The organism is Acinetobacter sp. ANC 4218 (assembly GCF_002135245.1).
GTDB lineage: Bacteria > Pseudomonadota > Gammaproteobacteria > Pseudomonadales > Moraxellaceae > Acinetobacter.
This window is the reverse complement of the sequence record NZ_NEGD01000004.1, coordinates 116,462-129,666: the sequence shown is the minus strand read 5'-3', so window position 1 is coordinate 129,666 and position 13,205 is coordinate 116,462. Positions and strand designations below refer to the sequence as shown.

Annotated in this window: 13 protein-coding genes; 10 read left to right on the top strand and 3 right to left on the bottom strand. The window is 44.9% G+C overall.

The genetic code is table 11. From position 1 onward, the window contains the following. The first annotated feature begins 77 nt into the window (after positions 1-77). The 7 genes from B9T38_RS05325 to B9T38_RS05295 all read left to right on the top strand — a co-directional run bounded on the left by B9T38_RS05325 (position 78) and on the right by B9T38_RS05295 (position 6,917). Positions 78-908 (top strand): inositol monophosphatase family protein, encoded by an 831-nt coding sequence (locus B9T38_RS05325; RefSeq protein ID WP_086195796.1) that lies wholly within the window; start codon positions 78-80, stop codon positions 906-908. A gap of 540 nt (positions 909-1,448) precedes the next feature. Next, a complete protein-coding gene (locus tag B9T38_RS05320; RefSeq protein ID WP_086195795.1) occupies positions 1,449-3,311 on the top strand; it encodes a DEAD/DEAH box helicase in 1,863 nt (620 codons plus the stop codon). 388 nt (positions 3,312-3,699) lie between these two features. Further along, positions 3,700-4,518 (top strand): ABC transporter ATP-binding protein, encoded by an 819-nt coding sequence (locus B9T38_RS05315; protein WP_086195794.1) that lies wholly within the window; start codon positions 3,700-3,702, stop codon positions 4,516-4,518. Next, the gene (gene mlaE, locus B9T38_RS05310) at positions 4,515-5,294 is read left to right on the top strand and encodes a lipid asymmetry maintenance ABC transporter permease subunit MlaE (RefSeq protein WP_086195793.1); all 780 of its coding nucleotides are present in this window, start codon (positions 4,515-4,517) and stop codon (positions 5,292-5,294) included. The genes B9T38_RS05315 and mlaE overlap by 4 nt, the downstream gene beginning before the upstream one ends. Continuing rightward, positions 5,294-5,965 (top strand): outer membrane lipid asymmetry maintenance protein MlaD, encoded by a 672-nt coding sequence (gene mlaD / locus B9T38_RS05305; protein ID WP_086195792.1) that lies wholly within the window; start codon positions 5,294-5,296, stop codon positions 5,963-5,965. Before mlaE ends, mlaD begins: the two co-directional genes overlap by 1 nt. Before the next feature lie 18 nt (positions 5,966-5,983). Next, positions 5,984-6,610 (top strand): MlaC/ttg2D family ABC transporter substrate-binding protein, encoded by a 627-nt coding sequence (locus tag B9T38_RS05300; RefSeq protein WP_086195791.1) that lies wholly within the window; start codon positions 5,984-5,986, stop codon positions 6,608-6,610. Positions 6,611-6,626: 16 nt separating this feature from the next. Further along, complete coding sequence (locus B9T38_RS05295; RefSeq protein ID WP_086195790.1) at positions 6,627-6,917, top strand: STAS domain-containing protein; 291 nt, start codon at positions 6,627-6,629, stop codon at positions 6,915-6,917. Between the two features lie 238 nt (positions 6,918-7,155). On the opposite strand, the gene B9T38_RS05290 is transcribed toward B9T38_RS05295, so the two are convergent. Next, a complete protein-coding gene (locus B9T38_RS05290; RefSeq protein ID WP_086195789.1) occupies positions 7,156-8,169 on the bottom strand; it encodes a CorA family divalent cation transporter in 1,014 nt (337 codons plus the stop codon). Positions 8,170-8,318: 149 nt separating this feature from the next. Between B9T38_RS05290 and B9T38_RS05285 the strand changes: the two genes are divergently transcribed. Then, the gene (locus B9T38_RS05285; protein ID WP_086195914.1) at positions 8,319-8,918 is read left to right on the top strand and encodes an LOG family protein; all 600 of its coding nucleotides are present in this window, start codon (positions 8,319-8,321) and stop codon (positions 8,916-8,918) included. Then, entirely contained in the window at positions 8,915-9,322 is a 408-nt protein-coding gene (locus B9T38_RS05280; RefSeq protein WP_086195788.1) for an NUDIX hydrolase, read from the top strand. The genes B9T38_RS05285 and B9T38_RS05280 overlap by 4 nt, the downstream gene beginning before the upstream one ends. An 82-nt stretch (positions 9,323-9,404) precedes the next feature. On the opposite strand, the gene B9T38_RS05275 is transcribed toward B9T38_RS05280, so the two are convergent. After that, entirely contained in the window at positions 9,405-10,037 is a 633-nt protein-coding gene (locus B9T38_RS05275) for a ComF family protein (protein ID WP_086195787.1), read from the bottom strand. A gap of 134 nt (positions 10,038-10,171) precedes the next feature. After that, entirely contained in the window at positions 10,172-12,217 is a 2,046-nt protein-coding gene (gene recG / locus B9T38_RS05270; protein WP_086195786.1) for an ATP-dependent DNA helicase RecG, read from the bottom strand. 35 nt (positions 12,218-12,252) lie between these two features. Between recG and B9T38_RS05265 the strand changes: the two genes are divergently transcribed. Then, the gene (locus B9T38_RS05265) at positions 12,253-13,059 is read left to right on the top strand and encodes an NAD-dependent epimerase/dehydratase family protein (protein WP_086195785.1); all 807 of its coding nucleotides are present in this window, start codon (positions 12,253-12,255) and stop codon (positions 13,057-13,059) included. Positions 13,060-13,205: the final 146 nt, after the last annotated feature.

Below are 13,205 nucleotides of genomic sequence, written 5' to 3'. Positions count from 1 at the left end.
CCCTCGTATTTGTTAAAATGTGAGGGCTTTTATGCATTATTCTTTATCAATATCTTCAAATTTGTAGTGGGTGTTCAATGGAACCTATGGTGGTGATGGCTGCGCGTGCGGCTCAATTAGTTGGTCAAGAGCTTTTAAAAGCGCATCAAAATCGTCATAAACTCGATCTACAAGTCGAAGAAAAAGGGATTGATGGTCCGGTAACGCGTGTAGACCGTTATTTGGAACAATTGACTATCGATACGCTACGTAAAAGCTATAAAAACCACAGCTTCCTTGGTGAAGAGTTTGGTCTGCAAGAAGGTAAAGGTCACGATGCTGAATGGTGCTGGGTGATCGATCCACTTGATGGAACTTTAAACTTCATTAACGGTTTCCCGCATTTCTGTATTTCTATTGCTGTTCAGCACAAAGGTGTGACTCAACACGGTGTGATTTATGACCCTGTGAAAGATGAGTTATTCTCTGCCAGTCGTGGTCGCGGTGCCATGTTGAATCAACGCCGTATTCGCGTAAATGTCAAAGACAGCCTGCAAAATACTTTCCTTGCCGTAGGTCATGCTTACCGTGCTAAACGTAACGGTGAAGTGATCTCTTATGCAAAAAACCATTTTGAGTCATTATTGAACGTGACTGAAGCGGGTGCACAATACCGTCGTGCAGGTTCTGCTGCATTAGATTTGGCTTATGTTGCTGCAGGCCGTTTGGATGGTTATTTTGAACTGGGTCTGAAACCGTGGGATATCGCTGCAGGCGAGCTCATCGTGAAAGAAGCGGGTGGTACTGTAGTGGATGCACGTGGTGGTAGCGACTCTATGGAAAATGGTCAAGTACTTGCTTGCTCTATGAAAATGCTTAAGCCTTTAATGCAAGCTGTTGTTCCGGCTTGGGGTGACGCAGCGAAGTAAGATCGATTGAATCGAGTGACATGACAAAAAAGCTCTCCTTGCGAGGGCTTTTTTTATTTCTGCATTAAATTCCTGATTCAATGAAAATGCCGGATAGCATCTATTTGCCCGCATTTTTATCCAGATAAAGCGTTACAATATTACCTGTTCAAAAATTAAACAAAATTGAGTTGTAAAATAGACTGTTACTGAAAAAAACAGTATGTATGCATCATTTGATCGAAAAAAATGATTACTTTTTTAAATGGTTCTGTTATTATGCCGGCACGCACTTAAATTTCCGTTCTTTACCTGAACATTATCTTCTAATCATTGTATGCGCGTGCTGTCCATAGAGAGGACATATCCTTCGCGCCCCAATCGCTTAAGCGATTCCTTCAGGTTTGCGGCCGTAATCATGCGTGCGTTATATCCACATCGTCGTTATTCGGATCGCTGCTGAATCCTTATTTTTTCAGCTCTAATTGCTGTGCCGCTTTTTGCCGATGTCCATATTGTAATTTATTAAATGGAGCACCCATTTCAGGGTGAATACTCTCTATGAGCAAAACTTTTGCTGATTTTTCCCTCGATGAGTCATTAACACAGGCTCTTGAAGGTTTAGGCTTTACTACGCCAACTCCTGTACAAGAACAAGCGATTCCTGCTGCGCTTGAAGGTAAAGACCTTTTAGTATCAAGCCAAACTGGTTCTGGTAAAACAGCTGCATTCTTGCTTCCAACTTTGAATGCACTTGCAAATCAAGATACTTTCGTACCGTTTAAAGAACGTATGAAAGCAATTACTCAACCATCTATTTTGGTAATTTCTCCGACGCGTGAGCTTGCACAGCAAGTATGTCAGGATGCGATTGCCTTGGTTCGCCATATGAAAGGCGTACGTGTAGCTGCAATCATGGGTGGTATGCCTTTTGGTAAACAAATCCAGCAGTTAAAAGGCGCACAAGTGGTTGTAGCGACTCCAGGCCGTTTACTTGACTTGGTTAACCGTCGTCAAATTAAACTTGATAAAGTGGATTCGTTAATTGTCGATGAAGCTGACCGTATGCTTGACCTAGGTTTCTCTGAAGACCTAGAAGCTATTGGTGACTTGGCTGCAAACCGTAAACAAACATTAATGTTCTCTGCGACATTTGCTCCACGTATCATTACACTTGCAGAACGCATGATGAATGATCCGATGCGTATTTCGATTGAAACTGGTCACTCTACAAATACTGATATTACTCAGACTTTGCATTGGACTGACGGTTTCGAACATAAGAAAAAACTGCTTACTCACTGGTTGAACGAAGAAGACGTTGATCAAGCAGTCGTATTTGCGTCAACTCAAGAAGACACAGATATGTTGGCTGAAGAACTTGCTGAAGCAGGTCTATCAGTTGTAGCACTTCATGGTGCTATGCCACAAACTGTTCGTAACCGTCGTTTACGCAGCATCCGTGAAGGCCGTGCTAAGATCCTGGTTGCAACTGACGTTGCTGCGCGTGGTCTTGACGTACCAACCATTTCTCACGTAATCAACTTCGGTCTTCCAATGAAGAACGAAGACTATGTACACCGTATTGGTCGTACTGGCCGTGCCGGTCGTACTGGTAAAGCAATTACACTTGCAACTTACCGTGAACGCGGCAAGATCCGTGCTTTAGAAGACTTCCTGGAAGCACGTTTGAACGTATCTGAAATTGAAGGTCTTGAGCCATCTCCACCTCCTGCACGCGGTAGTCGTGATGGCGGCGGTCGTGGTCGTGGCGGTCGTGATGGCGGTGGTCGTGGTCGTGGCGGTTTTGGCGGTCGTGATGGCGGTGGTCGTGCACGTTTTGAAGGCGAAAGTAACTTCAAACGTCGTGAAGGCGGTGATGATCGTCCACGTCGCAGCTACGATGACAAACCACGTGGCGAACGTCCAGCATTCGGTGGAGAAGAGCGTCCACGTCGTGAATTCAATAGCGACCGTCCACGTCGTGAAGGTGGTTTCGGTGATCGTCCACAACGCAGCTTTGGCGGTGAAGATCGTCCACGTCGCGAATATAATGGCGATCGTCCACAACGTAGCTTTGGCGGTGAAGAGCGTCCACGTCGTGAAGGTGGTTTTGGCGACCGTCCACAACGTTCTTTTGATGACCGTCCGAAGCGTGATTTCGGTGATCGTCCAGCTCCACGTCGTGAAGGTGGTTTTGGCGACCGTCCTCGTTCTAACGATGACAACCGTGGTAACCGCGTAGACTATAAACCAGCAGGTGATCGTCCACGTCGCGAATTCAATGGTGACCGTCCACAACGCAGTTTCGGTGACCGTCCACAACGTTCGTTTGGTGATGATCGTCCTAAGCGTTCTTTCAGTGAAGATCGTCCTAAACGTAGTTTTGGTGAAGATCGCCCACGTCGCAAATTTAACGACTAATAACGTTAGATTTGGGTAGTAAAAAACCGGTGGAAACACCGGTTTTTTTATGGGATTAATCTTTGATCTTGTTGGATAGAAATGTATACTGGCTCATAGTTTGTCTTGATTCTGTTAAATATGAATAATGAATCTAATTATTATGTTTGGAATTTTAATCAAGAGGTGATTATGCCTTATATTGGTTTAATTTTATTACTCATCAATATTGCATACTATATCTATAATAGCTTTCTGTAATACATTATCCTGTTTGTTAAAATAATTGCACCACAATTAAATAATTAAAAAATTATGGTAAATCGGTTGCTTTTTACCTAAAGGTAACATTTTAAACCCGAATCCTTTATAGTATGCATGCTGAAAAAATGCAGGAAAACCCTCAGCTATGAATAATCAAATACCTCAGCAAGCTCAATCTTGGATTGAAGTCCATGATTTGAGTTTTAAACGAGGGAAACGTGTCATTTTCGATAATGTCAGTTTAAAAATTCGGCGTGGCCAGATTACCGCGATTATGGGGCCTTCAGGTACGGGAAAAACCACGTTGCTGCGTCTGATTGGTGGTCAGTTGACGCCTGAGCATGGTGAAATTCTCTTGGATGGCAAAAGTATTGCAGATATGTCACGTCAGGAATTATTTGCTGCACGTGCACGTATGGGTATGCTGTTCCAAAGCGGTGCGCTGTTTACCGATATGAGCGTCTATGAAAACGTGGCTTTTCCGTTACGTGCACATACGCAACTTTCGGAACATCTGATTGCCGAGCTGGTGGCACTCAAACTGGAAGCGGTAGGCTTGCGGGGTACTGAAAAGCTGATGCCTTCAGAGCTGTCAGGCGGGATGAACCGTCGTGTGGCCTTGGCTCGCGCCATTGCACTGGATCCGGAACTGATCATGTACGATGAACCTTTTGCCGGACAAGATCCGATTGTAAAAGGGGTACTTGCCCGTTTAATTCGTACCTTGCGTGAAGCACTGGATTTAACCACGATTATTGTGTCGCACGATGTGGGAGAAACCCTATCTATTGCCGATTACATCTATATTATCGCGGAAGGGATTATTCAGGGTGAAGGCACGCCGGCTGAATTAATGCAACATGAATCGGCATTTGTCCGTCAGTTCTTAACTGGTGCTGCTGAAGGTCCTGTCGATTATCAGTTTAGCCATACGGCTTATTTAAGTGATGAGGTGCGTTCATGAATGCTATTGCCTCATTAGGTAGACGCGTCATTGAACGCGTTCAGGGGATAGGGGTGGCAACCCAGATGTTGCTGCAAATCCTGTTTTCCATGCCGACCTTGCTCGGGGTCAAACTGTTTATTTACCAAATGTACCGTATTGGTGTGATGTCTTTATTGATTATTGCCGTATCGGGTTTATTTATTGGTTTGGTACTGGGCTTACAAGGCTATTCCATTTTGGTCAATATCGGCTCAGAAGCCATGCTGGGCACCATGGTGTCTTTAACCTTATTAAGAGAGCTGGCTCCTGTAGTAGCAGCATTGCTGTTTGCAGGGCGTGCTGGTTCAGCTTTAACGGCTGAAATTGGCCTGATGAAAGCCACAGAGCAGCTGGCCAGTATGGAAATGATTGGGGTCGATCCGCTAAAGCGTATTGTTTCCCCGCGTTTATGGGCTGGTATTGTCAGTCTGCCGATGTTATCGATTATTTTTGGTGCCATCGGCATCATGGGCGGTAAAATGGTCGGCGTCGATTTTTTAGGGGTAGATGAAGGTTCTTTCTGGAGTGGCATGCAAAATAGCGTGCAGTTCTATAAAGATATTTTCAATGGCACCATTATTAAAAGCCTGGTTTTTGCATTGCTTTGTACCTGGATTGCGGTCTATCAGGGTTATGCCTGTGTGCCAACTTCAGAAGGGATTGCAACATCGACTACGCGAACAGTAGTGTATTCCTCATTGTGTGTTTTGGGTTCTGATTTTGTGTTGACTGCGGTCATGTTTGGAGGTGTTTAATGAAATCACGTGCAAGTGAGCTGGCCGTAGGTATTTTTGTCATTCTTACCGGTATTGCGTTATTTTTCTTGGCCATGAAAGTCAGTGGCCTGATGGGAACCAACCTGCGTGACAGCTATAACATGACTGCGAGTTTTGACAATGTGAACGGTCTGAAACCGCGTGCCAAAGTGACCATGAGTGGTGTCACCATTGGTCGTGTTACCGATATTACCCTTGATCCGGTATCGCGTTTGGCAACGGTGTATTTCGAGCTGGATGGCAAGTTAACGTCTTTCAACAAAGAACAGCTGAAAAAGGTTCAAGCCAATGCTTTGGAAGAATTGCGCTATAGCACAGAATACAGTGAAGCGGATCCTGCGAAACAAAAAGAAATGGAAAAGCAACTTGTTGTTAACATGAACTCCATCACCAGTATTGATGAAGATGCTTACATTATGGTTGCAACAAATGGTTTATTGGGCGAAAAATATTTGAAAGTGGTACCAGGTGGTGGCCTGAACTATATCAAACGTGGTGAAAGCATTGCCAATACTCAAGGCACCATGGATCTTGAAGATCTGATCAGCAAGTTCATTACTGGCGGTGCGGGCAAGTCATCAGCGAAAGCGGCGGAAGAAAAAACATCAACTGAATCAACAGAAGATGCGCAAACTTCATTTGTTGAATAATTTGGAGAGGAGAATTTAGTGAATACCTTACTTAAACATACACTTGGCATAAGTGTTTTATCAACAATGATGGCGAGTGCTGCTTTTGCACAACCAGCTGAAACTCCACCAGCTTTTGTAAAAAAAGTGGCGGATGGTCTGATTAGCCGTTTAAAAGCGGATCAGGCAAAATTGCAAAACAATCCTGCTGCAGTGAAAGCGATTGTGCGTCAAAACCTTGATCCTTATATTGATTCACAAGCCTTTACCCGTTTGGTGATGGGAACCTATGCCACCAATCAGTATAGTACGGCTGCTCAGCGTGCCAAGTTTGAACACAATTTTCGTGAAACTTTAATCGAAAATTACGGTACAGCGTTTGCTAAATATACCAATCAGACTTATAGCCTGCGTCCATATAAAGAAACCAATAGCAAAAATCCGGTGGTCACGATTGATTTCAACAACAAAGGTGAAAAAACTCCGGTCTCTTTCCAGTTGGTGGATAAAGGCAATCAATGGAAAGTGCGTAATATCAATGTAGCGGGTATTGATTTAGGTTTACAGTTCCGTAATCAGTTTGCTGCAACGGTAAAACGTAATGGTGGCAATATCGATAAAGCTATTGCGAACTTCCAACCAGATGCATCTGTAAATAAAAAATAACCGGGAAGGGTGTTCAGTGATTCAATTCATTCATCAGGAATTGCAGGTTTCCGGCAAAATAGATTATGCTAATGCAGAGGACTATTACCAGCAAGGTTTGAAACTGATTCAATCGCAGCATCAGTTTCCGGTGGTGGTCAATCTGGCAGAGCTGGAACAGGGCAGTACGCTGGCACTGGCAGTACTGGTGCGTTGGTTGCGTCAGACCCCGAAAGCTCAGGGTCTGCAATTTAAAGCAGTCCCTGAGAAAATGATGAAAATCATTCAGGCCTGTCATTTGCAAGATGATCTGCAATTGATTGGCTAAACCAATAAAAAAGCACCGGAAGATGCTTTTTTATTGAGCTGAGCTTGTAAGAGATGAATATTGAGCAGTCCTCTCTCCCTCAGGGAGAGAGTTAGAGAGAGGGGATAAAATTAGAATTCTAGATTTCTTCCTGTAGCTAGATTGGCGAGTAAAGCAGCTTAGATAAGTAATGAAATTGATGGGATTTAAAATACCTCCCTCTAACTCTCTCCTGGAAGGAGGGAGGATAAATGATGCCTCAAATCCATTTCTTCCAGCGGAAATAGGCCAGCGGTCCAATAAAGAAAGCCGCTAAAATAATACTGACCATAATGAAGCTGGTAGTTCCTCGTGCAAAGGGCAGTACATCGGTATTCATGCCATACACACTGGCAACCAGCATCGGCGGCGCAAGCATACTTGGCAAGATCGAGAAGCGACGGATGGTATCGTTCTGTTCGGTATTAATGAATCCCGAGGTGGTATCCAGCAAGAACCGAACCTTCTGGAACAGGAAGGCATCATGTTCGACCAGAGATCGAACGTCTTCGCTCAGTTCCCGAATATCGGCATCATAAATATGACTGCCCAACGCACGTGGACGGGACAGGAAAGTCAGGACACGGCGCAAATCGATTAAACACAATTGTGCTTTTCCAAGTATGTCTTCCAATTGTGCCAGACGGGTAATCATGTCATCCAGATCGAGAATCTGTTCACGATGGCGGTTGTTGAGCACTTCGGTAGAGTACTTTTCTAGATCCTTGTGGATATCTTCCAGGATATCCGCAAGTTCATCCAGTTTGGCTTCTAGCAAACCAAGCAAGACCCAGGTCGGGTCTTTATAGTCAATCTCATAGTCATTGCGGCGGGCACGGGCACGGAAAGCACGAAAGGCCACCAGTTTTTCACCACGCAGGGTAAACAGGTGTTGTTTATGCAAAATAAAGGCTACCGTTTGCACGGTTGCCAAAATGCTCGAGTTGTCATCGGTTTCGCCATCGACCTGAAAATTTTTATTTTTCGTCAAAAAGTAGGTGCTGATATGTAAAATACCATCATCATCACGGTAAAATCGTGCCGATGAAGAAATATCCTCCAAGGATTTTAGCGTCGGTAAATTTTGCTCATAAGCATCTAAGACCCATTGTTGTTCTTCTTGTGATGGGGCAATGAGATCGATCCACACTAAATCCGGGTGGAGATCAAAACCACCATTGATGGTGGCATCTTCCAAACTACCGCGCTCTGTGGCGTAAAAGGCTTCAAGCATGCTGTCTTTTCCCTGCGCAGTATAGGTGAATTGATGGGTGTATTTTAGACAAGGAATTGAATAAAAACACTGATTCAATCGCTTTTTTATTAAAAAATCTCCTGAAAATTTACTTTATTAATATGACATCTGCAAAACAGGCTGAAACAATGACGAAATCGATCGCAATTTTTTGTGGCTCAGCTTTAGGTACCGATTCGATTTTTTTAGATACCGCACAAAAAGTGGGACAAACCCTTGCTCGGCAAGGTAAAACGCTGGTCTATGGCGGTGGCCGTTCTGGCTTGATGGGTATGGTAGCCGATAGTGCTTTACAGGCAGGTGGCAAAGTCATTGGGGTAATCCCAAGGGTGTTGGTGGATCATGAGCTGGCTCATCCGCATTTAACCGAATTGCATGTGGTTGCGAATATGCATGAACGTAAAACCAGGATGTCGGAACTTTCTGATGCCTTTATTGCCTTGCCGGGTGGTGCAGGTACGCTGGAAGAGATTTTTGAGCAATGGACCTGGTCACAGCTCGGTATTCATTTAAAGCCCTGTGCATTTTTAAATGTGGCCGGATTTTACGATGATTTGCTGAAATTTATTCAGTTGACCACAGCAAAAGGTTTTACTCAGCCACGTTTTGCAGACAGTATGATTGCTTCGGACTCCATTGAAGAGATTTTGCAACAATTTGATGCTTTTCGAGCGCCACAACCGAAATGGGGTATGGCTGATCAAGAAATTTTGGTGAAACATGCATGAATATCATTACTGTGGCGGCGGCCATTATTTTAAATGATCAACAGCAACTGTTAGTGGTGCGTAAACGTAACACGTCCTGCTTTATGCAGGTGGGTGGCAAGCTTGAACCCCATGAGCCACCCGAAATCACAATGCTGCGTGAAATTCAGGAAGAAATAGGCTGTCGGGCCTCGATTGAGCAATTCATCGGTCGTTTTGAAACTGCCACTGCCAACGAGCCGGATCATCAGCTGGTGAGTTATTTGTATTATGTGACTTTAGATCATGCCCCGAAAATTGCCGCAGAAATTGCCGAAATGAAGTGGGTCGATCTGGAGGATCAAACTACCCCATTAGCACCTTTAACCCGTGAAATTGTCATGCCGTGGGTGAGGCGGTTTTTAACACAAAGCACGATGTCCTGATTGGCAAAAGGATTCTTCCCTCAAGGGTGAGCCGACACCTCCCTGGGAGATAAGGGGAAAATCCGTATGTCCTTTCCAAAGATTAAATCTCTGCACTGGCAATACAGGCTGCATAAACTTTTTGACAGCCTAATGCTTCAAGTTTCTGTTTTAAAGCATGTAGCGAACTGCCAGTCGTGACTACATCATCCAGCATCAGCACTTTGCGGTAACGCACACGGGTCTTTGTGGTAATCACAAATTGCTGGTCAATTTGATCCAGCCGTTCGATCCGGCTCAAGCCTTTTTGCGAATGTTGGGCCAGTCGTGCAACCGGTTGCCAGACTGGAATATTCAGCTGTTTTGCCAGGAGTTTCGCAAGCACCAAAGACTGGTTATAACCACGTTCTGCCAAACGCTGATGGGAAATGGGCATCGGGACAATGGCTTGGATTTTGGGAAGTTTGAGACCGATAAGTGAGCCCACAAGCAGATTTTGAAAGTGCAGCTGTTGTTCATATTTGAATTTTTGAATGATGCGATCCATCGGATAGGCATAATGACAGGCCACCTGAATCTCCATTTCCTGTCGTCGGATGGTCTGTTTCAACCAGGGCAATTGTTGCCAGCAATCTGTACAGACTGAATGATGACGTTGCTGGTCTATGCCACAAAGTACACAGGGGAAAAGGCTCTGCATGGCTTTGTGCAGTAAGGGGTGAATCAATTGCAGCATGTTTTCTTCTTCTTTTTATTTAACTTTATTTTGCACAGTTTATTGGTGGTTTCAAGATCGGCAGCATCCATGCCACTTATACGATAATAAATAACCGACTCAGCCTGTTATTTTATAGGTGTCTTACATTATTTTTATACATAGGCATAGCGAGGGGCTTCAGGTAACCAGCGTTTTAACAGGGCTTCTGCATTGTCTGGATAGTCTTTTAGGATTTGCTGCGCGACATAATGTGCCTGATTGAGCAAATGATCATCACGTTCTAACTTGGCGACCCGAAAGCCCATGTCACCGGTTTGCTTGGTGCCGAGCAATTCCCCCGGCCCGCGAATTTCCAGATCTTTTTCGGCAATGATAAAACCGTCATTGGTTTCACGCATAATCCGCAGCCGTTCCTGTCCATTTTGCGAAAGCGGATTTTTATATAGCAAGGCACAGAAACTGGCAGTCGCACCACGACCGACCCGACCGCGTAACTGATGCAGCTGTGAAAGTCCCAGACGTTCAGCATTTTCAATCACCATGATGGATGCATTTGGAACATCCACGCCAACCTCAATGACCGTAGTAGCAATCAAAAGTTGCAACTGATTGTCTTTAAACTGCTGCATTACGGATTGTTTTTCATCGGCTTTCATTTTGCCATGCACCAGACCAATGTTGAGCTGCGGAAAGCGTTCCTTAATTTCCTGATAAGTCGCTTCAGCAGCCTGTGCATCCAGCGTTTCCGACTGTTCTACCAACGTGCAGACCCAATAGGCCTGTTTGCCTTCAGCACAGTTTGTAGCAATACGCTGTAGCACTTCTTCACGGCGGTCCAAAGGAATGGTGACGGTCTGAATTGGGGTGCGGCCCGGTGGCAGTTCGTCAATCACCGAAGTATCCAGATCACCATAAGCAGACATGGCGAGCGTGCGTGGAATAGGGGTAGCAGTCATGACCAGTTGATGTGGGGTCATGTTATTGGCACCTTTATTGCGTAGTGCCAGTCGCTGATCGACCCCAAAGCGATGCTGCTCATCAATAATCACCAGACCGAGTTTGGCAAATTGGACATTTTCCTGAAACAGGGCATGAGTACCTACCACCAGATTGGCTATGCCTTGTTTAATGGTTTGCTCAGCTGCTGCACGAGCTTTACCTTTCTGTTTGCCTGAAAGCCAGGATACATTCAGACCTAAAGGCTCAAACCATTTTTTAAAGTTCAGATAATGCTGTTCCGCCAGGATTTCCGTTGGTGCCATCAGTGCCACTTGCCAGCCTTCTTCCAGCGCATGACAGGCAGCAACGCCAGCCACCAGTGTTTTACCAGCACCCACATCACCCTGAACTAGACGTAGCATCGGCTTGTTCTGTTTTAAGTCCTGCATAATTTCTTTGGAGACCCGTTTTTGTGCACCGGTCATTTCAAAAGGCAAGCCAGCCAATAACTGCTTGGCAAAATTTTTACTTGGGCTAAAAGAGGGGGCGGCAATCTGCTGGATATAGGCACGCCGTGAGAGCAGACTGATCTGATGGGCCACCAGCTCTTCAAAAATCAGCCGCTGCTGGGCCGGATGAGAACCTTGCGCCAGCTGTAGCATATTGGCATTCAGTGGCGGTTCATGAATATATTGCAGTGCCTGTTTTAGCGCATAACCATTGGTGAATTTTTCCGGCAATAATTCTGGCAGCTCATCACTATGCTGTTTTAGTGCCTGTTTAACATATTCACGCAGCTTGGGCTGGGTTAAACCTTCTGTTGCTGGATAAATGGCAGTAAGCTGGGTTTTCGGTAGGGGCGTATGTTCGGTAATCAGCTGAATTTCAGGATGATACAGTTCCAGACCACGTGCACCGACACGAACTTCACCAAAAATGCGCAAGCGGTTGCCGACTTTGGCTCGATCGGTCAGGGCTTTATAGACATGATAAAAACGTAAGGTGACTTTGCCGAAATCATCCTGTAGCTGTATGGCCATAGATTTGCGTTTACCCGGTGGGAAGTCGACCCCTTTCACAATACCTTCAAGCAAATAGCTACGCCCCACGACCAATTGGTTCATGGGGATGATCGTGCTACGATCTTCATAATCACGCGGTAGATGAAACAGCAAATCATCTGTCGTAAAAATATTCAGTTTTTCCAGTAGTGCAGCAGAGGCAGTTCCTACCCCTTGTAATTGATGGACTGCAGCCATTCGCCCTCAACTTGAGTTAAATCATCAGGTGCTTAATGCATATATTATTTATAGGTTATGGTCAAACATCTACCCGTGTTGCTAAACAATTATTTCAGCAAGGGCACCAAATTACCACAATCAGCCAAAGTCCGAAAACCGATCACTATGCGACTCATCTGATTCAGGATGTGCATCAGCTGAATTTAACGCATCTTCCACCCATAGATTGGGTCTATGTTTTATTGTCGCCGTCACAAAGTACTGTGGAAGGCTATCAACAGACTTATGTCGATTCGGTTGCTCCGATTGTTCAAGCCTTAAAGTCCCATCCAGTGCAAAAAATTGTGGTGGTGTCGTCAACTCGGGTTTATGGTGAAAATGCGGGTGAGCGGATTGATGATGAATCTGTTATTCAACCTGTGGATGAGCAGGGTAGATTACTCTGGAAGATGGAGCAGCTCTATCAACAGGTATTCGCTGAACGCTGCATAGTCATTCGTCCTACAGGGATTTATGGTACATCTGTAGCGAGGATGATCAAGCTGGCTGAAACGACCCAAAGCTATCCTCAAATTCACTGGTCTAACCGGATTCATATCGATGATCTGGCCCGGTTTCTAGTGCATTTGATTCACGTGGAACATCCGGAAAAATCTTATATTTGTACCAATAATCAGCCTATACCTTTACATGAAGTGATTCAGTGGTTTCAGCAGCAACTCAATTTGCCTGAACTGGTTGTGGAAAGTCAGAAGGAAACAGGGAAACGGATTTTTGCCAATCGAATGGAGAAAACTGGATTCCAGCTAGAGCATGAGGATTGTTTTAGGGATTATGCGGAATTATTAAAGACGGAGTGAATGTCCCTTGATATTTGAAGTCCCTCCTCCCTATGGGAGGAGGTTAGGAGGAGGGTTCTTTAATTAACCTCTCCCGGACCCTCACTTGTGCTTTATAATAGCTCAGGAGAGTATTTAACAGACCTCTCCCTAGCCCTCTCCTAAAA